This is a genomic window from Bradyrhizobium sp. CCBAU 45384 (genome assembly GCF_028128665.1).
Taxonomy (GTDB): Bacteria; Pseudomonadota; Alphaproteobacteria; order Rhizobiales; family Xanthobacteraceae; genus Bradyrhizobium; species Bradyrhizobium manausense.
The window spans coordinates 42333-66217 of the sequence record NZ_LBIZ01000107.1; the positions used below are offsets into that span (position 1 = coordinate 42333).

Annotated in this window: 19 protein-coding genes; 8 read left to right on the forward strand and 11 right to left on the reverse strand. The window is 65.2% G+C overall.

Translation table 11 applies throughout. The annotated features are described in order from the left end of the window. Nucleotides 1–67 precede the first annotated feature (67 nt). Nucleotides 68–1864, reverse strand: a complete 1797-nt coding sequence (locus XH80_RS17800; RefSeq protein WP_271599683.1) for a tetratricopeptide repeat protein — start codon at nt 1862–1864, stop codon at nt 68–70. Between the two features lie 308 nt (nt 1865–2172). Then, a complete protein-coding gene (locus XH80_RS17805; protein WP_271599684.1) occupies nt 2173–3834 on the reverse strand; it encodes an electron transfer flavoprotein-ubiquinone oxidoreductase in 1662 nt (553 codons plus the stop codon). A 136-nt stretch (nt 3835–3970) separates the two neighbouring features. Here XH80_RS17805 and XH80_RS17810 point away from each other — a divergent pair, with 136 nt between their 5' ends. Next, nucleotides 3971–4777: a uracil-DNA glycosylase gene (locus XH80_RS17810; RefSeq protein ID WP_271599685.1), complete on the forward strand. Its 807-nt coding sequence runs from the start codon at nt 3971–3973 to the stop codon at nt 4775–4777. A 127-nt stretch (nt 4778–4904) separates the two neighbouring features. Here the strand turns inward: XH80_RS17810 and XH80_RS17815 are convergent, their stop codons facing one another. From XH80_RS17815 to XH80_RS17825, 3 genes are all read right to left on the reverse strand, one after another. Beyond that, entirely contained in the window at nt 4905–6413 is a 1509-nt protein-coding gene (locus tag XH80_RS17815) for a glycosyltransferase family 39 protein (RefSeq protein WP_271599686.1), read from the reverse strand. 99 nt (nt 6414–6512) lie between these two features. Then, a complete protein-coding gene (locus XH80_RS17820) occupies nt 6513–7286 on the reverse strand; it encodes a ribonuclease HII (RefSeq protein WP_271599687.1) in 774 nt (257 codons plus the stop codon). An 84-nt stretch (nt 7287–7370) separates the two neighbouring features. Beyond that, nucleotides 7371–8534: a PA0069 family radical SAM protein gene (locus XH80_RS17825; RefSeq protein ID WP_271599688.1), complete on the reverse strand. Its 1164-nt coding sequence runs from the start codon at nt 8532–8534 to the stop codon at nt 7371–7373. 210 nt (nt 8535–8744) lie between these two features. On the opposite strand from XH80_RS17825, the gene XH80_RS17830 reads away from it, so the two are divergent. Both XH80_RS17830 and XH80_RS17835 read left to right on the forward strand, forming a co-directional pair. After that, on the forward strand, nt 8745–11159 hold the full coding sequence (locus XH80_RS17830) for a phosphoketolase family protein (protein WP_271599796.1): 2415 nt from the start codon (nt 8745–8747) through the stop codon (nt 11157–11159). Nucleotides 11160–11166: 7 nt separating this feature from the next. Then, on the forward strand, nt 11167–12360 hold the full coding sequence (locus tag XH80_RS17835; RefSeq protein ID WP_271599689.1) for an acetate/propionate family kinase: 1194 nt from the start codon (nt 11167–11169) through the stop codon (nt 12358–12360). Nucleotides 12361–12495: 135 nt separating this feature from the next. On the opposite strand, the gene XH80_RS17840 is transcribed toward XH80_RS17835, so the two are convergent. Continuing rightward, the gene (locus XH80_RS17840) at nt 12496–13335 is read right to left on the reverse strand and encodes an RMD1 family protein (RefSeq protein ID WP_057757157.1); all 840 of its coding nucleotides are present in this window, start codon (nt 13333–13335) and stop codon (nt 12496–12498) included. 336 nt (nt 13336–13671) lie between these two features. Here XH80_RS17840 and XH80_RS17845 point away from each other — a divergent pair, with 336 nt between their 5' ends. Together XH80_RS17845 and XH80_RS17850 are read left to right on the forward strand one after the other, a co-directional pair. After that, nucleotides 13672–14247 carry a glycosyl transferase gene (locus XH80_RS17845; RefSeq protein ID WP_271599690.1) on the forward strand — a complete coding sequence of 192 codons (576 nt, stop codon included), beginning with the start codon at nt 13672–13674 and terminating at the stop codon, nt 14245–14247. 62 nt (nt 14248–14309) lie between these two features. Beyond that, on the forward strand, nt 14310–15254 hold the full coding sequence (locus XH80_RS17850; protein ID WP_442868686.1) for a bifunctional helix-turn-helix transcriptional regulator/GNAT family N-acetyltransferase: 945 nt from the start codon (nt 14310–14312) through the stop codon (nt 15252–15254). 317 nt (nt 15255–15571) lie between these two features. Here the strand turns inward: XH80_RS17850 and moaB are convergent, their stop codons facing one another. After that, nucleotides 15572–16135, reverse strand: coding sequence for a molybdenum cofactor biosynthesis protein B (gene moaB / locus XH80_RS17855; RefSeq protein ID WP_220003871.1), 564 nt, complete (start codon nt 16133–16135; stop codon nt 15572–15574). Between the two features lie 164 nt (nt 16136–16299). Next, entirely contained in the window at nt 16300–17241 is a 942-nt protein-coding gene (gene ypfJ, locus XH80_RS17860; protein WP_271599691.1) for a KPN_02809 family neutral zinc metallopeptidase, read from the reverse strand. Between the two features lie 415 nt (nt 17242–17656). On the opposite strand from ypfJ, the gene XH80_RS17865 reads away from it, so the two are divergent. Both XH80_RS17865 and XH80_RS17870 read left to right on the forward strand, forming a co-directional pair. Then, the gene (locus XH80_RS17865; protein ID WP_057757145.1) at nt 17657–18787 is read left to right on the forward strand and encodes a site-specific DNA-methyltransferase; all 1131 of its coding nucleotides are present in this window, start codon (nt 17657–17659) and stop codon (nt 18785–18787) included. A 273-nt stretch (nt 18788–19060) separates the two neighbouring features. Next, nucleotides 19061–19387, forward strand: coding sequence for a hypothetical protein (locus XH80_RS17870; protein ID WP_271599692.1), 327 nt, complete (start codon nt 19061–19063; stop codon nt 19385–19387). Nucleotides 19388–19449: 62 nt separating this feature from the next. Here the strand turns inward: XH80_RS17870 and XH80_RS17875 are convergent, their stop codons facing one another. Continuing rightward, nucleotides 19450–21459: a methyl-accepting chemotaxis protein gene (locus tag XH80_RS17875; protein ID WP_271599693.1), complete on the reverse strand. Its 2010-nt coding sequence runs from the start codon at nt 21457–21459 to the stop codon at nt 19450–19452. Nucleotides 21460–21614: 155 nt separating this feature from the next. Further along, entirely contained in the window at nt 21615–22058 is a 444-nt protein-coding gene (locus tag XH80_RS17880) for a nuclear transport factor 2 family protein (RefSeq protein WP_271599694.1), read from the reverse strand. Nucleotides 22059–22150: 92 nt separating this feature from the next. Here XH80_RS17880 and XH80_RS17885 point away from each other — a divergent pair, with 92 nt between their 5' ends. Beyond that, nucleotides 22151–23065 (forward strand): LysR family transcriptional regulator, encoded by a 915-nt coding sequence (locus XH80_RS17885; protein WP_271599695.1) that lies wholly within the window; start codon nt 22151–22153, stop codon nt 23063–23065. A gap of 119 nt (nt 23066–23184) precedes the next feature. Here the strand turns inward: XH80_RS17885 and XH80_RS17890 are convergent, their stop codons facing one another. Further along, nucleotides 23185–23805: a glutathione S-transferase family protein gene (locus XH80_RS17890; RefSeq protein ID WP_220003877.1), complete on the reverse strand. Its 621-nt coding sequence runs from the start codon at nt 23803–23805 to the stop codon at nt 23185–23187. Nucleotides 23806–23885 lie beyond the last annotated feature (80 nt).

Sequence of the window (23885 nt, forward strand, 5' to 3'; positions counted from 1 at the left end):
CATCATTCGTTGTGCGCATGATCTGGGTCGGAAAACCCCAAGTACACTTTTCCGGATCATGCGCAGCTTAGCCGCCCTTGCCGTCGTCTTTCTTCTTGTCCGCTTGCGCGGCTGAAGAGTTCGAATTGTCCTCGGTCATGCCGTTGGCGATCTTGGCTTCGATCCTCGGCAGATCGTCCGGCTCGGGCTTGAGGTCGCGGGCATGCGCCCACTGGAATTTGGCTTCCAGCGTGCGGCCGACGCGCCAATAGGCGTCGCCGAGATGGTCGTTGATGGTGGGATCCTCGGGCTTGAGGTCGATCGCGCGCTCGAGGTTCTTCACCGCCTCTTCGTAGTTGCCGATGCGGTAATAGGCCCAGCCAAGGGAGTCGACGATGTAGCCGTCGTCGGGACGCTGCTCGACGGCACGCTTGATCATCTTCATGCCTTCGTCGAGGTTCACGCCCTGGTCGATCCAGGAATAGCCGAGATAGTTGAGGACATGCGGCTGGTCAGGCTGCAGCTCGAGCGCCTTCTTCATGTCGGCTTCGGCCTTGCCCCACTGCTTGGAGCGCTCCTCGCAGATGCCGCGATAATAGTACCAGACGCTGTTGGCCTTGTCGTTGCCTGCCGGCAGCACGTCGATGCCTTGCGAATAGGTCGCGCCGCAGTCGCCGAACTTCTTGCGGCCACGCTGGAGATTGCCGAGCGCCATGATGGCTTCGAGATCCTTGGGGTCCTCGGCGGTCACGCCCTTGAGGATCTTGATCGCCTCGTCGCTGCGGTCGGCGGAATCCAGGTCAATGGCGAGCTGGATCTGCGCGTTGCGCTTGAGCGGCGAGGACGACGGCACCCGCTCATAGATCTTGATCGCCATCTGCGGCCGCTTCACCGATTCATAGAGATCGGCGAGCGAGAGCAGGGCCAGCGGGTGGCTGGGCTGCAGATAGAGCGCGAGCTGGAGATAGACCAGGGCCAGATCCTCGCCGCCGCGGCGGGTCAGGGTGGCACCTATGCCATAGAGCGCCTCAGCTGCGCCGGCCTGCGCGGAATCGACCAGCGACGGCAGCTTCTTGCCGGCCCTGGTCTCGCGCAGACCTTCCACGATCAGCGGATGACGGGCGAGCTTCTTGTCGAAGGCCTCATAGATCGCGGTCGCCGAGGCCGCGTCCTTGTTGCGCGACAGCCAGCGCGCATAGGCTTCCGTCACGCGCAGCATGGAATCGTCGAGCTTGTAGGCGCGCTCGAAGCGGACGCCCGCCTCCTTTTCCTTGCCGGCGTTCTCGAGGATCATGCCGGTGTGCAGGTCCTTGAACAGCGGATACCATTCCGGGCCCGCCAGCTTGTCGATGGTGGCGACCGCCGCCTTGGCATCGCCTGCACCATAGGCGGCCCAGCCCGATAGCAGCGTCGCGACGAGATCGGTGATCGGTCCGCGAATCGACTGGTTGATGTTGCTCTGCGCGCTCGGATATTTCTTCAACTTCAGGTCATGCACGCCGACCACGAGGCGCGCGACGCGATTGGTCTTGTCGATGGTGAGGATCCGTTCGGCGAGCTTGACCGCTTCGTCGATGTCGCCGTCGTCGACCGAGGAGATGAAGGCGCGGTCGAGCAGCTCGTTGTTCTTTGGGTCGGTCCGCAGCGCAGAGCGATAGAAGGCGGCGGCCGAGGTCGCATCGCGCTCGACGCTGGCGTGGCGGGCGGCGAGATAGCTGCCGGCGGTGGTGAGCGACTTCAGATCGTTTCGGGTCGGAAACTGCGCCGCCGTGTCGGCCGGATGATCCGGCGTCTGCGCCAGCACCGCGCCGGGGACCGCCACGATCGCGGAGCCGGCAAGAACGATGGCAGCAGCAGTCCAGCGGTTGAAACGATTTGAAAACATCAGGGCTCGCCTTGAGTTGGTAGTGCCTGGGTTTGAAGCAAAGGCCGTCTCGCGCGCGAACGCGGCCGGCGACATGTGACCCGGAACCGTCGGGTCGGGACAATGCCGCTTTTGGCGCCTCACCGCAAGGATTCGGACCGGGCGATCCCCTCCGCACGCCCCAAATCGGCCAAGTGACGGTTCAAGTGACCGTCAAGAGAGCCCCAAGACGACGGTACTATGGCCTTATCGTGGCCGCGGCGGGGAGCCGCAGCCGGGTCCTCACGGCTAACCTGCGCCGGATCACGCTTTGTGATCCGACGTCCCTCTTACATCGCCTCGTAGTTCGGGCCGCCGCCGCCCTCCGGGGGAACCCAGGTGATGTTGCCGTTGGGGTCCTTCACGTCGCAGGTTTTGCAGTGGACGCAGTTCTGGGCATTGATCTGGAAGCGCGGGCCCGAACCCTCCTCGACCCACTCGTAGACGCCGGCCGGACAATAGCGATTCGAGGGACCGGCGAAGACGTCGTGCTCGGAGGTCTTCTGCAGGTTCATGTCGGCCACCTTCAGATGGACCGGCTGGTCCTCTTCATGGTTGGTGTTGGACAGGAACACCGAGGACAGCTTGTCGAACGAGATCTTGCCGTCCGGCTTCGGATAGTTCTTCGGCGCGTGCTGCCTGGCCGGATCGAGTGTCGCGCGATCGGGCTTGGCATGGGACTGCGTGCCGAACAGCGAGGTGCCGAACAGCGTGTTGCACCACATGTCGAAGCCGCCCAGCGCGACGCCCAGCACGGTGCCGAACTTCGACCACAGCGGCTTGACGTTGCGGACCAGGAACAGGTCCTTGCCGACCGATGAGGACCGCCAGGCGTTCTCGTAGTCGACGACCTCGTCATTGGCACGATCCGCCGCGAGCGCCGCCGCAACATGTTCGGCCGCCAGCATGCCGGTGCCCATCGCATTGTGCACGCCCTTGATGCGCGGCACGTTGACGAAGCCGGCCGCGCAGCCGACCAGCGCGCCGCCGGGGAAGGTCAGCCTCGGCACCGACTGATAGCCGCCCTCGGTGATGGCACGCGCGCCATAGGCAAGACGCTTGGCGCCCTCGAACGTGCCGCGGATCGAGGGATGAGTCTTGAAGCGCTGGAATTCGTCGAACGGCGACAGATAGGGATCTTCGTAGTTCAGATGCACGACGAAGCCGACCGCGACGAGATTGTCGTCGTAATGATAGAGGAAGGAGCCGCCGCCGGTCTTCAGGTCGAGCGGCCAGCCGAACGAATGCTGGATCAGGCCCTTCTGATGCTTGGCGGGATCGATCTGCCAGACTTCCTTCAGGCCGATGCCGAATTTCGGCGGCTCACTCTTGGCATCAAGCGCGAACTTGTTGATGAGCTGCTTGGTCAGGCTGCCGCGTGCGCCTTCGGCGAACAGCGTGTACTTGCCGAGCAGTTCCATGCCGCGGGTGAAGGAGTCCTTTGGCTTGCCGTCGCGGCCGATGCCCATGTCGCCCGTGGCGATGCCCTTCACCGCGCCCTTGTCGTCGTAGAGCACTTCGGCGGCGGCAAAGCCCGGATAGATCTCGACGCCGAGCGCCTCCGCCTTGCGCGCCAGCCAGCGGCAGACGTTGCCAAGCGAGCCGATATAGCAGTGATGATTGTCCATCAGCGGCGGCATCATGAAGTTCGGCAGCTTGATCGCACCGCCGGCCGTCATCCAGTAGAAGCGATCGTCCTTCACCTGCGTCTTCAGCGGACAATCCGAATCCTCGCGCCAGTCGGGGATCAGCTTGTCGAGCCCGGCCGGGTCGATCACGGCGCCGGAGAGAATATGCGCGCCGACCTCGGAGCCCTTCTCCACGATGACGATGTTGAGATCGGCGTTGAGCTGCTTCAGCCGGATCGCTGCAGCCAGGCCTGAGGGGCCGGCGCCGACGATGACGACGTCGAATTCCATGGATTCGCGCGGGGGAAGTTCTTCGATGCTCATCTGATCTCAGCCCTTGAGACGGTTCCTTATCATTTGCGCCCCCTTGTTTCCGATTTTTCCGGGTAGGACAACCACGGAAATGCGTTCCGCTGGGATGCAAGGCGCCTTAAGATGAACTAATAGTCTGACTTTCCCAATGATCCCCGAGCCCGCACCCACCGTCCGTGAACTGCTCGCCTTCTATCTGGAGGCCGGTGTCGATTGCGCGCTCGCAGAGGAACCGGTCGACCGCCTGGCGGAATTAGACGCCCCGCCGCCAGCCCCGCGCGCGGCACCGATCGAAGCGCCGCGGCCCATCGCCGCGCCTGCGGTGATGCGCGGCGAGGCCGCACCGGCGCCCGACGTTGCGATCGCCTCGGCGCGCGAGGCGGCACGCACGGCGCCAACGCTCGAGGCCCTGCGCGAGCTGATGCAAAACTTCGAAGGCTGCGCGCTAAAACACACCGCGACGCGGCTGGTATTCGCCGACGGCAATCCGCAGGCGCGCATCATGTTCGTCGGCGAAGCGCCGGGCCGCGACGAGGACATCGAGGGACTGCCGTTCGTGGGGCGCAGCGGCAAGCTGCTCGATCTGATGATCGGCGCGATAGGACTGAACCGCAGCACGGCCTACATCACCAACGTCATCCCCTGGCGACCGCCGGGCAATCGCACGCCGACACCGCAGGAGACGCAAGTGTGCCTGCCCTTCATCCAGCGCCATATCGAGCTGGTGAACCCGGATGTGCTGGTGACGCTCGGCAATCCCTCGACGCAGACACTGCTCTCGACCCGTGAGGGCATCATGCGCACGCGCGGGCGCTGGTTCGATTACGACACCGGCCAACGCACCATCCGCGCGCTGCCGACCTTCCACCCGGCCTATCTGTTGCGCTCGCCGTCGTACAAGCGGCTGGCCTGGCAGGATCTGCGGGCGATTGCGAAGGCGTTGGCTGGCGCGTGAGCTTCCGTAGCTCTCGTAGGGTGGGCAAAGCGAAGCGTGCCCACCACCTAAATCGTGAGAACGGATGGGCCTGACGGGGGCACGGCGCTTTGCGCCTTTGCCCACCCTACGATTTCTGCGGTTGTCGCTAAGCCCCCTTCGGCCGTACGATCGCCCAGCCGATGCGCAGCAATCCCTGACGGCCATTGACCAGCCATTCAAAGGCACGCGGCACTTCGGGCACGATGCCCGGGAAGCGTGCGAGGATTTCGGGCGGCGGGGTGCCGCCAGTATCGGACGCACGCCAGACCACGACGCCGCCGCTCTCGCTGAATTTTGCCTGTGACATCCACGGTGTGCGCGCAGGATTGGCATCGATGAAGAGATGCGGCCGGCCGGAATGCAGCGTGATCAGGCTCGCAAGCTGCGTCTCGCCGGCGACCGCGCGCAGGCGATGGTTGGTGCGGCGGGCAAAGCTCTCGTCGAAGAAATCCGAGATCGCGTGCGCCGGCATCGAGGTCGCGATCTCGCCGGTGCCGGTCCAGGGCAGAAACAGCACGGCCAGCACGACGCCGGCGGCAGGGGCGATGACGGCCGCCGCCCATACCGTGCGCAACATCCGCGCGCGGCGCATGGCGATGAGATCGCCCGCCTTGACGACCATGGCGAGGCCCGACATGACCAGCACGACGCCGGCGCCGCCGACGACAGTCTCGAACCCGAACAGGCCGGAGATCAGGACCGCCCCCAGCGCCGGCGCGAGTGCAAAGAAATAGACGAAGTTGCGAGCGAGCGGCTCGACCGGCGGGCGGTAGATGATCGGCGCCTCCTCGCTCTTGCCGGCGAACAGGGGTGTGTTGAGGAAGCTCAGCACCGGTACCGCGATCGCGCCAAACACCAGCCCACCGAGCAGCCAGGCGGCGTGGATCGCACGGGCGCCGAGGTCGGCCGTTTGCGGCAGGGCCGGCAGCGCCAGCGTTTGGGCGCGCGTCAGCCAGACCGCATAGGGCAGCGCCAGCACGGCGACGACGACGAGTGCGAACAGCGGATCGAGCGCGCGCAAGGTCCGGCGGCCGCCAACGGTCGAGAGCGCGAAGATGACGAGCAGCGCGAGCAGGAAGATCGCAGCCGGCGTGGTCAGCAGCAGAAGCCCCGCCTCGATCGACCAGGCGAACCAGGCATTGCCGCGACGCTGGCCGATGATCTGCCAGGAATGCAGCAGCAGCAGCGCCCAGAGCGGCCGGGCGAGGACCAAGGGGCCGAAGTCGAGCGCGGACGAGGAGAAGGCCAGCACCGTCATGGTCAGCAGCACGGCGAGCACCGCCTGCTGGCTGCCAACCACGGCCCGCGACAGATGATACAGCGCGATGAAGGTCGCGATCTCGCAGAGCTCGGCAAGGACGTAGACGCCGAAGACATGGCCGCCTGCGGCGCGATAGGCGATATCGGCGAGCCAGAGCGACAGCGGCGGGCCGAGATCAGTGCCAACCTGATATTCGCGGCCAAAGGCCAGCAGGGTCGCGAGATTGCCGGGCGGGCTGCGGTAGAACAGCAGCGCCACCAGCAGCCACATCGTGGCCTGCAGCAGCACGGCAATCCAGACGATCAACCGCGGCCGGGCGCGAATGAGCTCGATGACCAGGGAGGTAAACCGCATGCAACGCCCGCAAGATGCAGCCAACCCGTCCAGCCGGCCCTATTCGCTCACAGCTGTTTTGATAAAGCGCGCCACGCGTCGTGGCAACTTCGGTCTGCGCTAGAGGCCCGCTGAAGCCTCGATTTCAACTGCGGTCTCGACCTCGGTGACGGAGAACAGATCCTGCACCGGCTCGACCGTCCAGGGCATGTGCTTGGCGCGGGCGGCGACGACGGGGGCGAAGAAGCTGCGGTGGTGGATGGTGGGGCCGAGACGGTCGAGCGCGTCGAGATGCTCGGGCACGGCATAGCCCTTGTGCTGCTCGAAGCCGTAGCCGGGGCAATCCTGCGCCAGCGCGCACATCAGCCGGTCGCGGGTCACCTTGGCGACGATGGAGGCCGCCGCAATCGAGAGCACGATGCCGTCACCGCCGATCACCGCTTCGCAGTCGCAAGCCGTGTCGAGGCGATCACGGCCGTCGACGAAGACGAGCTTCGGAGGCTCGGGCAACGCGACCACCGCGCGCTTCAGCGCCCACAGCGAGGCGCGCAGAATGTTGTCGCGGTCGATCCGCGCGGGCGAAGCGACGGCGACGGAGACCTGCGCGGTGGCGCAGATCCTGTCGAACAACCTTTCGCGCTCTTCCGCCGTCAGGCGCTTGGAATCGTCGATGCCGCGCGGGATGCGGTCCGGATCCAAAATCACCGCAGCCGCCACCACGGGGCCGGCGAGCGGCCCGCGGCCGGCCTCGTCGCAGCCCGCGACCGGCCAGATGCCCCGCTTGATCAGCGCGCGCTCGCGGCGGAAGCTTGCCTTGACGGGCGCAGCCTTCTTCTCAGGAGCCTTTTCTGGCGCATCCTTGACTGGCTTCTTGGCGGACTTGTCCCGAATCATGGCCGGGATCGTGCGCAAGCCGGCTCGCCGGCGCAACCGGGAACTCCGCGCAATTCCCGTTATTCAGCGCCCGCCCCTCGCGCCTCAGAACAGGCTGAGCTGCTCGCCGTTCTGCTCCGGCCTGGTAAAATGATCCGTCGTCAGCTTCGAGCGGCGCTTGTTCAGCCCAAGCCGGTCGCAGGCGAGCTCGAAGCGGCGGCCGATGGTCCAGGCCATCGGGCCTGTGCCCTTCATCCGCTCGCCCCATTTCGAATCGTAGTCGCGGCCGCCGCGCATGTCGCGGATCAGGGTGAAGACGTGGCGATAGCGGTCCGGATAATTCGCCATCAGCCATTCGCGGAAGAGATCGCGCACCTCCAGCGGCAGCCGCAGCAAAACGTAAGAGGCTTCCTTGACACCGGCATGCGCCGCGGCATCGAGGATGCGCTCGATCTCGGAATCGTTCAGGGCGGGGATCACGGGCGCGACCATCACCGTGGTGGGGATGCCGGCCTCCGAGAGCTGCTTCAGCGCCTCCAGCCGCTTCGGCGGCGTCGAGGCGCGCGGCTCCATGGTCCGTGCGAGCTTCGGGTCGAGCGAGGTTACCGAGATCGCGACCTTGGCAAGGTTGCGCTTGGCCATGCGGGCGAGAATGTCGATGTCGCGCACGACCAGCGCGGATTTGGTGACGATGCCGACGGGATGGCCGGTGCGCTCCAGCACCTCCAGAATGCCGCGCATGATTTTGCGCTCGCGCTCGATCGGCTGGTAGGGATCGGTGTTGGTGCCGATCGCGATCATCCGCGGCTCGTAGCCTGCCGCCGCGAGCTCCTTCTCGAGCAGAGCAGGCGCCTCGGGCTTGGCGAACAGCTTTGACTCAAAGTCGAGCCCCGGCGACAGGCCGAGATAGGCGTGCGTCGGCCGCGCGAAGCAATAGACGCAGCCATGCTCGCAGCCGCGATAGGGATTGATCGAACGGTCGAAGCCGATGTCGGGCGAGTCGTTGCGGGTGATCACCTTGCGCGAGGTGTCGACGCCGACAATGGTCTTGAACGGCGGCAGATCGTCCAGGCTCTGCCAGCCATCGTCGAAGGCGACGCGCGCCTCGGCCTCATAGCGGCCACTGGCGTTGGACTGGGCGCCCCGCCCCCGCCTGCGCTGGCGGTCGATGGCGACCGCCAGTTCAGGGAAGTCAGAAGGCGCACCCGCCGGCTCGGAGGGCGCCGTGACCGGCGGGTGCTTGAGAGCAGAAGAAGAAGCTGGACTCATGCATTCAAGATAGCACGCCAAAGGAACAAATCAAGAACAAGAATCGAAAACGCGAAAACAACCCCATGCACAGTAGCGCTGCCCAAACTTCGCGCGCGGTCCTTTGACCTCACGCAACACCGCGTGACCTCGATCCCGTTTGATGCGGCGGAAGGATCGTTCTCGCCGGAACCCGGTTGATGACGATCCCGGGCGAAGGTCGGCATGATCATGACATTTCAACAACAATCGTCCGCTGCAAGCAGCGACCTCGATCTCCTCGATCGCTACTGGCGTGCGGCCAACTATCTCTCCGTCGGGCAAATCTACCTGTTGGATAATCCCCTGCTGCGCGAGCCGCTCCGGCCCGAGCACATCAAGCCGCGCCTGCTCGGCCATTGGGGCACGACGCCGGGGCTGAACTTCATCTATGCGCATCTCAACCGCGTCATCCGCGCGCTGGACCTGAGCGTGCTCTATGTCTGCGGTCCCGGCCATGGCGGCCCGGGCATGGTGGCGAACACTTATCTGGAAGGCAGCTACAGCGAGGTCTATCCTGACATCCCGCGCGATGCGGACGGGCTACGAAAACTGTTCAGGCAATTCTCCTTCCCCGGCGGCATCCCGAGCCATGCAGCGCCGGAAACGCCGGGCTCGATCCACGAAGGCGGCGAGCTCGGCTACGCGCTGGTGCACGCCTATGGCGCGGCCTTCGACAATCCTGACCTGATCGTTGCCTGCGTCGTCGGCGACGGTGAGGCCGAGACCGGCCCGCTGGCAGCGTCCTGGCATTCGAACAAGTTCCTCAATCCCACACATGATGGCGCCGTGCTGCCGATCCTGCACCTCAACGGCTACAAGATCGCGGGTCCAACCGTGCTCGGCCGGATGCCCGACAGCGAGATCCGCGATCTGTTCCGCGGATTCGGCCACGAGCCGCTGTTCGTCGCAGGCGACGATCCCAAGCTGATGCACCGGGCGATGGCCGATGCGCTCGACGTCGCGATCGCCAGCATCCGCTCGATCCAGCTGCACGCCCGCGACGGGCGTGCGAGCGTGGAGCGGCCGCGCTGGCCGATGATCGTGCTGCGCAGCCCGAAGGGCTGGACCGGCCCGAAGGAGGTTGACGGGAAAAAGGTTGAAGGCTTTTGGCGCGCGCATCAGGTGCCCGTCGCGAACTGCCGCGAGAACCCGGCTCACTTGAAGATTCTCGAAGACTGGATGCGCAGCTACGAGCCGGACCAGCTGTTCGACGCGAGCGGCGCGCTCGTTCCCGAGCTTCAGGCCCTCGCGCCCCAAGGTAACAGACGCATGGGCGCCAACCCGCACGCCAATGGCGGGCTGCTCAAGAAGGAGCTGAAGCTGCCCGACTTCCGCAGCTTTGCCGTCGAGGTGCCGCAGCCCGGCGGCGTGACAAGCGAAGCCACACGCGAGCTCGGCAAGTTCCTGCGCGACGTCATCCGCCTCAACGCCGGGGAGCGTAATTTCCGCATCGTGGGTCCTGATGAGACCGCATCAAACCGGCTCGATGCCGTGTTCGATGCGACCGAACGGGTCTGGATGGAGCCGATCGAACCTTACGACGTGCATCTGGCACAGGACGGCCGCGTGATGGAGGTCTTGAGCGAGCACCTCTGCCAGGGCTGGCTCGAAGGCTATCTGCTGACCGGACGGCACGGCTTCTTCTCCTGCTACGAGGCCTTCATCCACATCGTGGATTCCATGTTCAACCAGCACGCCAAATGGCTGAAGGTGACGCGGCACCTGCCATGGCGACGGCCGATCGCCTCGCTGAACTATCTCCTGACCTCGCATGTCTGGCGCCAGGACCACAACGGCTTCAGCCACCAGGACCCGGGTTTCGTCGATCTCGTCGCCAACAAGAAAGCCGACATCGTCCGCATCTATTTCCCGCCCGACGCCAACACGCTGCTTTGGATCGCCGATCATTGCCTGCGCACCTACAACCGCGTCAACGTCATCGTCGCCGGCAAGCAGCCGGCGCCACAATGGCTGTCGATGCAGGAGGCCGCGACGCATTGCGATGCCGGCATCGGCATCTGGACCTGGGCCAGCAACGAGGACGCGAACAGCGAACCCGACGTGGTGATGGCCTGCGCCGGCGATGTGCCGACCTTGGAGACGCTCGCCGCCGTCGACCTGCTGCGCAAGGCGCTGCCGGAGTTAAGGATCCGCGTCGTCAACGTCGTCGACCTCATGACGCTGCAACCCCGGGAGCAGCACCCTCATGGCCTGTCCGATCGCGATTTCGACAGCCTGTTCACGAAGGACAAGCCGGTGATCTTCGCCTATCACGGCTATCCCCACCTGATCCACCGCCTCACCTATAACCGCACCAACCATGCCGGCCTGCATGTGCGCGGCTTTGCCGAGGAAGGCACCACCACGACTCCGTTCGACATGGTCGTGCTCAACGAGCTCGACCGCTACCACCTCGCGATCGAGGCGATCGAGCGCGTGCCAGGCCTGTCGACCAAGGCCGCACAGGTCAAACAGCGGTTTCGCGACAAGCTGATCGAGCATTCGCGTTACATACGCGAGCATGGCGAGGACATGCCGGACATTCAGGAATGGGTCTGGCAGAACAGTGCCGGCGGCACCACGCCGGCCGAAGCCGGCGATTGACGGCGCCATGGCGGACGCGGTCCTCGTCCTCAATGCGGGCTCGTCGAGCATCAAGTTCGGCTTGTTCGAGATCTCGGGCACCGAACCTGCCCTGCTCTGCAAGGGCCTGCTTGACGAGCACGAGGCGAAGCCGCGGCTGGTGGCCAAGACCCCATCGGGCGAGGCCCTGTTCGAGACGCAGCGGGAGGCGTCGGATGCCGACGGCGGCCATCTGTTCGCCGACGTGCTCGCTTTCGTCGAGGACCGCTTCGGTGATCACCGCTTGCGCGCTGTGGGTCACCGCATCGTTCATGGTGGCCCGGAATATTCAGGCCCGGTGGAATTGACTGACGAGGTCTACGCCAAGCTGGAGGCGCTGACGCCGCTGGCGCCGCTGCATCAGCCGCGGTGCCTCGCACCGGTCCACCCGGTCAGAACGATCCGGCCTGCGCTGACGCAGATCGCCTGTTTCGACACCGCGTTTCATCACGGCATGATGCCGCCGATGAATCGCTTCGCGATCCCGAAGCGCTACGAGGTGCAGGGCCTGCGGCGCTACGGCTTCCACGGGCTCTCATTCGAATATGTCGCAGGCCAGCTCGCCGAGATCGCGCCGCAACTCGCCACGAAGCGCGTCGTCATCGCCCATCTCGGCAATGGCGCGAGCCTTTGCGCCATGCGCGAGGGCCGCAGCGTCGACACCACAATGGGACTGACACCGCTCGATGGTCTCGTGATGGGCACCCGCTGCGGGGCGATCGATCCAGGCGTGCTGCTTTATTTTCTCCAGCATGAGAAGATGACGAGCGAAGATCTACAGCATCTGCTCTATCACGAGTCAGGGCTGCTGGGCGTCTCCGGCCTCTCCGCGGACATGCGGACGCTGCTGGCGAGCAGCGAGGCTTCGGCGCGCGAGGCGGTCGATCTCTTCGTCTTCCGCGCAGCGCAGGAGATCGCGGTCATGGCGAACACGCTGGGAGGGCTCGACGGCCTCGTCTTCACCGGCGGAATTGGCGAGCATGCGAAAGAGATCCGCAGCGCCATCGGCGAGCGGCTCGCCTGGCTCGGCGTGCGCATCGATGCAGCGGCGAATGAGAAGGGGCGCGAGCGGATCAATGCGGAGGACAGTGCTGTCGATCTGTTCGTCATCCCGACCAACGAGGAGCTGACAATCGCACGGCATTGTGTCGCGGTGCTGCAAGCTGCGGGGACAGTATCGTAGGGTGGGCAAAGCGGAGCGTGCCCACCACTTTTTATGATACGGGACAGGTGGTGGCACGGCGCAAGTGCGCCTTTGCCCACCCTACGAGACTTCGCTCGCCGAGACATCCGGCACGACAACGCGCAGGCTCAACGCTCAGTGACCCCCCGCGAAGATCTGGACACACCCGATCACGACTTCGATCACGATCAGCACCACCACCGCGATTTCGAGCCGCAGTGAGCGTTGCGTGTCGATGATGTCGGTCAGCGCATCGGCGGTCTCGGAAATAACCGTGAGCTTCCGCTCCAGCGTGTCGAGGCGCTCCTTCAGCTCGTACTCGTCTTCGAGACGCGCATAGAGCCGGTCGAGCTGGGGTTTTTCCCAGAGCGCATCGGGCTTCTCGGCGACCGCGACGCGGCCGGCGACGCGCTGCTGCACCAGCAGCGCATTGCCGATCAATTGCAGGATGCCCCTGCGGCGCCGCGACGTCCGGCCCTTCTCGGCAAGCTCCCGCGCAAAGGGCTCGATGACATCGAAGACCGCAGCGACACGCCGCTCGTCGCGCGCCAGTGACGTGCTCTTGGCGAGCGCGTCCGCGATCAGCAGCAGTCGCTCGTCGGAGAACTTGGAGAGGCAGATCGGCCCGCCTGGCTGGATCGCCTCGGCACTTTCGTCCTTGCACAGCTGCGCCTGGGCGGTCTCCTCCTCGATCGGGCTGAGCTCGCCGGTCACGCGGGACTTCAGGCTGTCGAGCAGCACCTTCTCCTCCGAAGGGAGGAGGCCGATCAGCACCACGACACCGTAGCGGAAGATCACGGCGAGGCCGCCATGGACGCGAAACGCCGCCGGCGTCGAGGACACGAGGGTGCCGAGTTCGAGGTTCGAGGCGTTGATGCGTTCGCCGAGCATCACGGCGCGGATCCGCAAGGTCGGCGCGGGGTCCGGCTTCGGCGATGTTGACAGCGCACCAGCGGGAAGTTGATCGACGGTCATTGGACATCTCGCTCTGCGCGGCGGCGCTTGAACTTTTTTCCCACTTGAACTTTTTTTCTCATCAGCAAGGTCCGTGGCAGACTACCGATGCAGCATGGCTCGCGCGACGACATCGACGGAGAAAACCCGCGTTGAAGTTCACGAGCCCGTCACTCGCCGAAATATTCGGCAATATGACCACCCTGCGCGCGACACATTCGACTGCGATGGACCGGCGGTGGTTTACCATGGCCCGACCAAACGCCGCCGAAAGTTGCACTCGGCATCGCTGCGTGTTTATGACAATATCATAACGAGTTACGCTTCTCCCGAAGTGCTGATATCGAAGCCTCAATCATGCTGAGCGTCATCATAGCGACTGAAGGCGTCGAGCAGACGGCGGTCGCAACTCTGGCCGCGCTGGTCCCCGGCGCCGCAGCGGGCATCATCAAGGAAGTTTTGCTGGTCGACGGCACCCGCAACGGCGTCATCGAGCGCGTTGCCGACGTCGCCGGCTGCCGTTTCATCGGCTATGAGGGAACTTCGCAGGGCGCAGCGCTGGCCGCCGGCGCACTCCAGGCCCGTTCGCCGTGGCTGATGTTCCTCCCGGCCGGCGCGGTGCTGGACACCGGCTGGATCGAGGAAACAACCCAATTCATCCAGGCCGTCGCGGCCAGTGGCCGGGACCGCGCGGCCGTGTTTCGCTACGCGCGTTCGCCCTACGCAAATACCGGTTTCCGCGACCTGCTGTGGTTCGTGGCGCGCAAGCTGGTCGGCCCGCTCGGCGATCAGGGGCTTTTGATCGCGCGAGACCATTACGACCGGATCGGCGGCTATCCCCCCCAGGCCCGCCGTTCCGAGGCCCGGCTGCTGCGGCGGCTCGGCCGTTCCTCCCGGACGTTGCTGCGCAGCCGGATCGTCATGGTCGGGTGAGGCCACCACATACTTGCCAAAGTCAAATAATTATTTGACAATGGCAATTATTGAGGTGTCCCATGCCAATCAGTTCCATGGCTATCAGCGGTGTCGACGACCAGATCGCAGCGGTGCGCGCCTTCAACCGCTTCTATACCCGCAAGCTCGGCGTGCTCGACCAGCACCTCGGCAAGAGCCCGTTCTCGCTGAGCGAGGCCCGCGTGCTCTATGAGCTCGCGCATCGCGACGACGCTTCGGCGAAGGAGATTGGCAATGAGCTCGGCCTCGACCCCGGCTATCTCAGCCGCATCGTCCAGAGCTTCGACGAACAGGGGCTGATCACGCGCACGCCCCTGCCCGCGGATCGCAGGCAGTACCAGCTCAGCCTCACCACCAAGGGCCGCCAGGCCTTTGCCAAGCTGAACCTGGGCTCGCAAAACGAGGTTGCCGCCATGCTGGCCCGGCTCTCGGCCGGCGATGCAGCGCGGCTTACCCAGGCGATGGCGACCGTCCAGGCCGTGCTCGAGCAACGCCAGAGCCAGCCCGCATCCGTCGTGCTGCGCAGCCACCGCGTCGGTGACATGGGCTGGGTCATCTCCAAGCAAGGCGCCGCCTATGCCGCGGACTACGGCTGGGACATCAGCTACGAGGCGCTGGTCGCCGAGATCTGCGCACAGTTCATCAAGTCCTACGACGCCGCACGCGAGCATTGCTGGATCGCCGAATTGGATGGCGAGCCGGTCGGCTCGGTCTTCCTGGTCAAGGCCACCGACGAGCTCGCCAAGCTGCGCCTGCTGCAGGTGGAGAAGAAGGCGCGCGGCCTCGGTGTCGGCCGCGCGCTGGTCGAGCAATGCATCCGGGGCGCGCGCGAGCGGGGCTACAAAAGGATGACGCTGTGGACGCAGAGCATCCTGGTAGCCGCTCGCGGCATCTACAAGAGCGCCGGCTTCGAGCTGGTCGCAACCAAGCCGCATCACAGTTTTGGGCATGATCTTGTGGGCGAGACCTGGGAGATGGATCTGTAGCGATGTCGCCACGAGCGCGGTCTCGTAGGGTGGGTTAGGCGAAGCCGTAACCCACCACGCTTTCCGAAGATGCCGATCGAAGATGGTGGGTTACGCTCAACGCCTGCGCTTTGCGCAGCCGCTGAGCTGACCCACCCTACGAAACTGGGAAAAGAATCTCCGGCGAGTCTGGTCTCGTAGGGTGGGCAAAGGCGCACTTGCGCCGTGCCCACGATCTTTCTCGATCGAACAAAAGCCGTGGGCACGCTGTCGCTTTGCCCACCCTACGACGCTACGACACCGATGATGCGGAGCGACTTCCGAGGGATCTTCCGCACCTACACCGTCGCGCCCTGCGCTTTCGGCCGGCGCAGGTGCTCGTCCAGGCGCGGCATGATCTCGACGAAATTGCAGGGGCGTGTGCGGTAGTCGAGCTGGCTGGCGAGGATGCCGTCCCAGCCATCGCGGCAGGCGCCGGGCGATCCGGGTAAGCAGAAGATGTAGGTCGCACCCGCAACGCCAGCGGTGGCGCGGCTCTGGATCGTCGAGGTGCCGATCTTGGCATGGCTCAGCATGTGGAAGGCGATCGAGAAACCGTCCATGCGCTTCTCGAACAGCGGCTCGATCGCCTCCGGCGTGACGTCGCGCCCGGTGAAGCCGGTGCCGCCGGTGGTGATGACGACATCGACGCTGCTATCTGCGATCCAGCGGCGGATGACGGCGCGGATGGCCTCGACATCGTCGGTGACGATCTCGCGCGCGGCGAGATGATGGCCGGCTGCTGTAAGCCGGTCGACGAGCGTCTGGCCGGATTTGTCATCGGCCAGCGCGCGCGTGTCGGAGACGGTGAGCACCGCGATGTTGAGCGGGATGAACTGCTTGGATTCGTCGATGGAGGCCATTTCGTTGCACCTTCTCTCCTACCCGTCATCCCGGGACGAACGCACTTGCGTTCGCCCTCGAGGTGCGCGCGCAAGCGCGCCTCGAAGGATGGGCCGCGGGCTCGCCATCCTCTAGGGCTCGCCGAAGAGGCGAGCACCTCAGGATGACGCCACTAATAGCCTTGCTACGGCCCGCCGCCGCCGAACGTGTTGCATGCCTGCAGCGTGCCCTGCTGATAGCCGGTCATGAACCATTGCTTGCGCTGCGCGGCCGAGCCGTGGGTGAAGGAGTCGGGCACCACACGCCCCGTCGCCTGGCGCTGCAGCGTGTCGTCGCCGATCGCGCTCGCCGTGGTCAGCGCGGCGTCGATGTCGCCGGCCTCGAGGAAGTTCGGGCGCTTCTTCGCTTCGCGATTGACCCAGATGCCGGACAGACAATCGGCCTGCAGTTCGACCTTCACCTGGAGCGCGTTCGACTCGGCCTTGCTGCTCGCCTGCTGCTGCAGCCGCGTCACCTTGGGGATGATGCCGAGCAGGTTCTGGATGTGATGTCCGGCCTCATGCGCGATGATGTAGGCGGAGGTGAAATTGCACGCCGACTTGCCGGAGCAGCCGCGGAAGCGCGTCTCGACCTCGCGGAAGAAAGAGGTGTCGAGGAAGATGGTGCGGTCCGGCGGGCAGTAGAACGGCCCCATCGCCGATTCCGCCCGGCCGCAGCGGCCGCCATTGGTGGCGTTGCGGAACAGCACGACCTTCGGACCGGTGTAGGACTGGCCGCTCGCCTGGAAGATCTCGCTCCAGCGATCGTCGATCTCGCCGAGGATGCCGGAGATCATGCTGCCCATCTCGTCGGTCGGCGCGCCGCGCTTGGCCTGACTGGAGGGACGGTCGCTCTGGTAGCTCGGCGCCTGGCCGCCACCGGTGAGGATCTCGGCGCCGCCGATCAGGATGCGCGGGTCGATGCCGAAGGCGTAGCCGACCAGACCAAGCACGATGATGGTGCCGATGCCGAGGCCGCCACCGCCCATCGGCAGACCGAAGCCGCCGCCTCCGCCGCCGAATCCTCCACCACCGTCGTCGCGACGATCCTCGATATCGTCGCTGCGGCGGAAATCATCGTAACGCATGGCGGGCTTCCCTTAGGTCGGCGATCATACGGCGCGGGCACGCGGAAATGCGAAAACCTTAACGCGCCACATACCTAAAATTTCCATTGCGTTAATCAATATCCCGCTCGGCAATTATTGCCTAGTGCGACAACCTGCGACGCCAGCAATTTTTTCCGAGGGCCAAGCAATTTTTTCCGAGAGAAATTTGAGAGTCTTTTGCAGATCCAGCCACCCCCGCAACGCGAAGAAACGCGAAACACACTATAAAACACGGCAATTGCGCGCAGCTTCTCGCGTACAACGGGCGATGTGGGGCCTGCTCACGAAAGTGGCGGGTTAAGTCGATTTTTACTTTGCCGCTCCATTGTAACGGCCAGTCGGTTGTTTGGTCCCGCGTCGCCGACAGCGTCGCCTGAGTCAGAGTTCTTGAGTCATGGTAGTGTCGCGTCGCGGGGCGTCTGCAAAGGCGCCCCGCACAAACTTTGAGTCTGCTTCGCACAGCATCATTGTCGGCGATTGCGTCGCCGAGATGTCGAAGCTCAAGCCAGGTTCGGTCGATCTCGTGTTCGCCGATCCGCCCTACAATCTGCAGCTCAAGGGCGATCTCAAACGCCCCGACGAATCCCATGTCGATGCCGTCAACGACGACTGGGACAAGTTCGATTCATTCTCCGCCTATGACGATTTCACCCGCGCCTGGCTGCTCGCCGCGCGGGCTGCGATGAAGCCGTCGGCGACGATCTGGGTGATCGGCTCCTATCACAACATCTTCCGCGTCGGCGCGATCATGCAGGACCTCGGCTTCTGGCTGCTGAACGACATCGTCTGGCGCAAGACCAATCCGATGCCGAATTTCCGCGGCCGCCGCTTCACCAACGCGCACGAGACCATGATCTGGGCCGCGCGTGACGAAAAGGCCAAGGGCTACACCTTCAACTACGAGGCGCTGAAGGCGGCCAATGAGGACGTGCAGGCACGCTCCGACTGGCTGATCCCGCTCTGCACCGGCGAGGAGCGCCTCAAGGGCGCCGACGGCAAGAAGGTGCACCCGACGCAGAAGCCGGAAGGCCTGCTGGCGCGCGTGCTGCTGTCCTCGTCCAAGCCCGGCGACCTCGTGATCGATCCCTTCAACGGCACCGGCACCACCGGTGCGGTCGCCAAACGCCTCGGCCGTTCCTATATCGGCTTCGAGCGCGACAAGACCTATGCCAAGGCGGCAGAGGCGCGCATCGCCGCGGTCGAGCCGCTGCCGGAAGAGAGCCTCGCCCCGTTCATGACCGCGCGCGAGGCGCCGCGCGTGGCGTTCTCCGAATTGATCGAGCGCGGCATGATCATGCCCGGCACAAAACTGTTCGACGCCAAGAAGAAGCTCGGTGCGCTGGTGCGTGCCGACGGCGCCATCATGTTCGGCGACAAGGTCGGCTCGATCCACCGCATCGGCGCGGTGGCGCAAGGCGCGCAGGCCTGCAACGGCTGGACCTTCTGGCATGTCGAGACCAACAAGGGTCTCAAGCTGATCGACGAGCTCCGCGCCGAGATCCGCGCCGGCATGGCGGCGGAGTAGATCCGATCACGATCTCGTAGCGGGTAGGGTGGGCAAAGCGACTTGTCCGCCGTAGCTCGTAGAGCGAAGGCGGAAGCGTGCCCACGTCCTGCCCGAATGATGCGAAGACGTGGGCATGGCGCTTTGCGCCTTTGCCCACCCTACGGCACTGCGGCCCAGTGGATTCCGGGCTCGCGCCAAGCGGCGCGCCCCGGAATGACATAGTGTTGATTGGACGCTGTCGCCATCAGGACTACCTTTGAACCATCAAACCGTCCTGACGGTCCGGCTCCCATGCGACGACAGTCCGAGACATTGCTGCTGGTGCCGCTGCTGCCGATCTTCCTGGTCGGCATGTTTCCGATGTTCCTGATCGCCCTGCTCGGCTTTTTCGGCCTCGCTTTGTTCGGCGTGCTCGTGATCTGCGTCGGGCTCGCGAGCAGCAACGAGGCGCACGACAATTTCAATCACGATGTCATCGTGCACGGCTACGCGCGCGGCTCGGAGCGCAAGGCGCGGGCCTTCGACATGCATCTCGCGGCCAAGCTCGGGCTTCGCCTGGAAGCGGTCGGCGCCGCGATGATCGTCGCGGCCGGCATCGGCTTCGTCTACGCCGGCTGATCTGCGCACCACGGACACCGCCCGGCAAACCCGCGGTCGCTCCCCGGCCATGCTCAGGCACCTCAGGCAGCGTTGACCGACGCGATGAACTTTGCGACCTCGGTCTTCAATCGGTTGCTGTCTGTCGACAACGAGCGCGCCGCCGACAGGACCTGCGACGAGGCCGAGCCGGTCTCGGCCGCGCCGCGCTGGACGTCGCCGATATTGGTCGAGACGCGCCGGGTGCCGTGCGCGGCCTGCTGGACGTTGCGGGAGATCTCCTGCGTCGCTGCGCCCTGCTCTTCCACCGCCGCGGCGACCACCGAGGAGATTTCCGACAGCCGCTCGATGGTGCCGCTGATCTCCCTGATGGAGCCGACCGACTCTTCGGTCGCGGTCTGGATGCCGGAGACCTGCTGGGCGATCTCGCCGGTCGCCTTTGCGGTCTGCTCGGCCAGCGCCTTGACCTCGGAGGCGACCACGGCAAAGCCGCGGCCGGCCTCGCCCGCGCGCGCGGCCTCGATGGTGGCGTTGAGCGCCAGCAGATTGGTCTGGCCGGCGATGGTGCTGATCAGCTCGACCACGTCGCCGATGCGGGCAGCCGCCTTGGAGAGCTCGCTGACGCGGGCATTGGTCTTGCTTGCCTGCTCCACCGCCTCGCCGGCGATGCGGGCGGAGTCCTGGACCTGACGGGCGATCTCGCTCACCGAGGACGAGAGCTCCTCGGTCGCCGATGCGACGGCCTGGACGTTGGCCGAGGCTTCCTGCGATGCGGAGGCGACTTCCGTCGACAGGTCCTGGGCGCGCGTCGCCGTCGTCGTCAGCGTGCCGGCCGAGGCCTCGAGCTCGCTGGAGGCCGACGACACGGTGTCGACGATCTCGCCGATCGCCTGCTCGAACTGGTCGGCGAGGAGGACCATGTCCTTCTTGCGATCCTCGGCCTGCCGCGCCTCGCTCTCGGCCTGCTCGTGGCGCAGGCGCTCGGTGTCGATCATGCTGTCCTTGAACACCTGGATCGCCTTGGCCATGTCGCCGATCTCGTCGGTCTTGCCGCGCGAGGGGATCTCGACCGCGAGGTCGCCGCCGGCGAGCCGACCCATCGCGCGCGTCATCGAGGTCAGCGGACCGACGATGCTGCGGGCGATCAGGAAGGCGACGATCACGCTGAATACGACTGCGAGGCCACCTGCGGCCGCCTGAATCCACGTCGTGCTGGCGATGACGCCTGCGGCGATCGTTCGCGTCTTCTGGGAGTCGGCCGTGAGCTCGGCATCCGCGACCTTGAGCTTGTCGATGCTTCCGGCGATCAGGGGCGCAATGTTGTTGCGGTAGGTCTCCTCCGCCACGAGGATTGCGGCGGACGTCGCCTCGAACGCCGCCTGGTAGGACGACAGCGAGGTCCTGACGGGCGCGAGCGCAGACTTGACCTGCTCCGGCAGGGTGCCGTCCTGGAGCGCCGTGATCCGTTGCTGCGCCCTCTCGGTATTGGCTCTGAAGGTCGAGGACGCCTTGGAATCGCGCATGGCGAGGAAGCGCCAGCTCGCCAGACGCGCCTGCAGGATCTTGGACTCGAGGTCGGCGACGGGCGCGGTGATCTCGGGATCGTGGGTGCCATGCGCCGCAATGACCAGCTTGCCGGCATAGGTGTTCAGTTCCTCGCCACCGGGCAGCAGGGCGGCCTTGCCCTTCGTGGTCTCCTTGACCGCCGCGCCCATGCGCTCGCGCAGCGCCTGCAGCTTGTCGATATCGCCGATGAGGCCGTCGTAGATCTTGCGCCGCTCCTCGGTGAAGGACGCCGCCGAGGCCGCTTTCAGCAACTCGACCGCCGCCGCCTCCCGCTCCGCGGCCTCCTTGAAGGCGGGTTCGTTGGCGTCATAGATGTAGCCCAGATTGGCCCGTTGCAGCGCCTGGAGATGGACCGATATTTCCCGAACGCGCGCTGCATTGTCCGAGAAGGCGGACATTTTCGCGACCTGGTCCTGGACCGTCCACAGGTTCCAGACGGCAACCACGGTCATGATCAGGCCCACGGCGGCAAGAGCCGTGAACCCGGCGTAAAGACGTCCCCGGATTCTCAAACGAATGCCCCGCATGATGCCGCCCCCCGGATTCGAGCAGCCGAACGTCCTCACGGCGTTTCTCGCTGCGCGGCGACACCATGAAGCACACTTGTTAATTGTGTCCTTCCTGCTCGGGCGGAGACGCAGGCGGGCGGGCGCCTGCCAAGCAACCGCCCGCCGCAGCCGGATCAGCCAGCGGCCCTGATTGCTGCTTGCGGGAACCGGCCCAGCACCTTCTCGGTCAGCACGGAGTCGCAGTACTCGCGGATCTCCTTGATCTTGCCGTCCTCGAACCGAAACACCAGGCAATAGTCGTTGTCGTAGCGCACGCCCTCCAGTGTGACGTTGTCGCCCTTGGCCTCGACCACGACGATGTCGCCATCGGCGATGAAGCGCTCGGCGACCGTGCGCGCGCGGTCGCGCAGGCGGGAGCGCACATAGCCGTGCAGATCCTTGAGGATCGCGTCCTTGCCAGTGAAGGTGCGCGACCAGGAATACTGGCCGGTGACGATCCATTTGGCGTCGTCGGCAAGGCTTGCGCCGAACAGCGACCGGTCGCGGACATCAGGATCGGGGCTGGCGGCGGCGGCGAAAATATCCTGCATCAGTTTCTTGTTGGCGGCAGCGCTCATGGCGGCATCTCCTTTTCATGGCAACACGGGAGAACATCGCCGCTTGATTGGAATTCTTCAAATCGATAGCGAATATGATATCTATTCGCCTCATGAATTTGAATTCGCTCGATCTCAACCTCCTGACTGCGCTCGACGCGCTGCTGCGCGAGGCCAATGTCAGCCGCGCCGCCATGCGCATCGGGCTGTCACAGCCGGCCACCAGCCACGCCCTGCAGCGGCTGCGCGATATCTTCGGCGACCCGCTGCTGGTGCGAACCGGCGCACGGATGGAGCTGACGCCGCGGGCGCAAGCCCTGCGCGGGCCGCTGGCGCAGGCGCTGGACCAGGTGCGCGGGCTGTTCGTGCCCGACGAATTCGACGCCGCGCGCAGCGAGCGGCAGTTCCGCCTGATGATGCCTGATCTCGCGGTCGAGCTATTGATGCCGCCCTTAATGGAGAAGGTCACGCGCCTTGCGCCCAATGTCCGCATCGACGTCGTGCCGTGGCGGGGACCGGCGATCTTTCACGCCGAGTTCGCCCGCACCATCGACCTCGTGATCTCGATCGGCAACGCCTTCAAGGGTTTTCATCGCCAGCTGCTCTACACCGACGGCGATGCGCTCGCCGTGCGGCGCGGCCACCCGCTTGCGCCGAAGCTGAAGCGGCGCGAGGCGTTCCTCGCCGCGCGCCATGTCGGCGTGATCATCCGCGGCCAGCCCGAGGACCTGATCGACACCTGGCTGCGCAGCAAAGGCATCGAGCGGCACATTTCGCTGGTGGTCTCGGGCTATCTCGAGGCCCTGCACGTCGCCGCCCGGACCGACCTCGTCGCCTTCGTGCCGCGGCGGCTGATCGCCGCGCTGTCGAAGCAGCTCGGCCTCGTCACCGTCGCGCCGCCGCTCGATCCCGGGATCGACGAGCAGTTCATGTTCTATCCGACCCGGGCGCAGATGGACCCGGGCTCGATCTGGCTGCGGCGGCTGATGCTGGAGACGGGGCGGGAGTTGGAGAAGAAAGCTTTGTAGGGTGGGTTAGCCGAAGGCGTAACCCACCACTTCTGTTTCCGCTGATAGTCAAGAGGTGGGTTACGCCGAGCAGATGCGCTTCGCGCATCTGCAGGGCTAACCCACCCTACAAGATCGCTTCACGCCTTCTGCGCGTCCATCACCTTGCGCACGGCGGGGCGGTCCGACATGCGCTTGAAATGGTCGGCGATCTTCGGCGTGGCGTTGATGTCGACGCTGTCGCCTTCGAGCCAGTGCGAGAGCGTGTGGAGATAGGGATCGCAGACCGTGAACTGATCGCCCATCACCCAGGGGCCTTTGAACATCCTCTGCTCGATCAGCTTGAAGCAGGCGCCCATGGTCTGCGGCACCATCGCCTTCATGTCGGCGAACGAGCTCTCCTGCGTCGCCCAGCGCGCGCCGCGCAGCTTGTGGGCGTGATTGATGTGCACGGTCGAGCACAGATAGGAGTTGAACGACTGCACCTGGGCGAAGTCGAAGGGATCGTCGAGCGGCGCGAGTTTCGCCTTCGGGAAGGTTTGCGCGATATAGGCCAGCATCGCCGGCGTCTCGGTGAGGACGCCGCGGTCGGTCACCAGGGCCGGGACACGCCCCTTCGGGTTGATGGCGAGATATTCCGGGCTGTTCTGCTGATTGTCCTTGAGGCTCAGCCGTTCAGCCGTGTAGTCGGCGCCGGCCTCCTCGAGGGTCATGTAGGTGGCGAGCGCGCAGGTGCCGGGGGCGTAGTAGAGCTTGAGCATGTCGGACCTCATGGGAAAGCCGGACGTTAACGGCTGTTGCCCCCGAGGTCTAGAGCACGACATCCTCTTCGCAGTTGCCC

Bases quoted from the DNA above. Each gene is read 5' to 3' on its own strand.
- XH80_RS17800 (WP_271599683.1), bottom strand. From the start codon at position 1,864: ATGTTTTCAAATCGTTTCAACCGCTGGACTGCTGCTGCCATCGTTCTT.
- XH80_RS17805 (WP_271599684.1), bottom strand. From the start codon at position 3,834: ATGAGCATCGAAGAACTTCCCCCGCGCGAATCCATGGAATTCGACGTC.
- XH80_RS17810 (WP_271599685.1), top strand. From the start codon at position 3,971: ATGATCCCCGAGCCCGCACCCACCGTCCGTGAACTGCTCGCCTTCTAT.
- XH80_RS17815 (WP_271599686.1), bottom strand. From the start codon at position 6,413: ATGCGGTTTACCTCCCTGGTCATCGAGCTCATTCGCGCCCGGCCGCGG.
- XH80_RS17820 (WP_271599687.1), bottom strand. From the start codon at position 7,286: ATGATTCGGGACAAGTCCGCCAAGAAGCCAGTCAAGGATGCGCCAGAA.
- XH80_RS17825 (WP_271599688.1), bottom strand. From the start codon at position 8,534: ATGAGTCCAGCTTCTTCTTCTGCTCTCAAGCACCCGCCGGTCACGGCG.
- XH80_RS17830 (WP_271599796.1), top strand. From the start codon at position 8,745: ATGACATTTCAACAACAATCGTCCGCTGCAAGCAGCGACCTCGATCTC.
- XH80_RS17835 (WP_271599689.1), top strand. From the start codon at position 11,167: ATGGCGGACGCGGTCCTCGTCCTCAATGCGGGCTCGTCGAGCATCAAG.
- XH80_RS17840 (WP_057757157.1), bottom strand. From the start codon at position 13,335: ATGACCGTCGATCAACTTCCCGCTGGTGCGCTGTCAACATCGCCGAAG.
- XH80_RS17845 (WP_271599690.1), top strand. From the start codon at position 13,672: ATGCTGAGCGTCATCATAGCGACTGAAGGCGTCGAGCAGACGGCGGTC.
- XH80_RS17850 (WP_442868686.1), top strand. From the start codon at position 14,310: ATGCCAATCAGTTCCATGGCTATCAGCGGTGTCGACGACCAGATCGCA.
- moaB (WP_220003871.1), bottom strand. From the start codon at position 16,135: ATGGCCTCCATCGACGAATCCAAGCAGTTCATCCCGCTCAACATCGCG.
- ypfJ (WP_271599691.1), bottom strand. From the start codon at position 17,241: ATGCGTTACGATGATTTCCGCCGCAGCGACGATATCGAGGATCGTCGC.
- XH80_RS17865 (WP_057757145.1), top strand. From the start codon at position 17,657: ATGGTAGTGTCGCGTCGCGGGGCGTCTGCAAAGGCGCCCCGCACAAAC.
- XH80_RS17870 (WP_271599692.1), top strand. From the start codon at position 19,061: ATGCGACGACAGTCCGAGACATTGCTGCTGGTGCCGCTGCTGCCGATC.
- XH80_RS17875 (WP_271599693.1), bottom strand. From the start codon at position 21,459: ATGCGGGGCATTCGTTTGAGAATCCGGGGACGTCTTTACGCCGGGTTC.
- XH80_RS17880 (WP_271599694.1), bottom strand. From the start codon at position 22,058: ATGAGCGCTGCCGCCAACAAGAAACTGATGCAGGATATTTTCGCCGCC.
- XH80_RS17885 (WP_271599695.1), top strand. From the start codon at position 22,151: ATGAATTTGAATTCGCTCGATCTCAACCTCCTGACTGCGCTCGACGCG.
- XH80_RS17890 (WP_220003877.1), bottom strand. From the start codon at position 23,805: ATGCTCAAGCTCTACTACGCCCCCGGCACCTGCGCGCTCGCCACCTAC.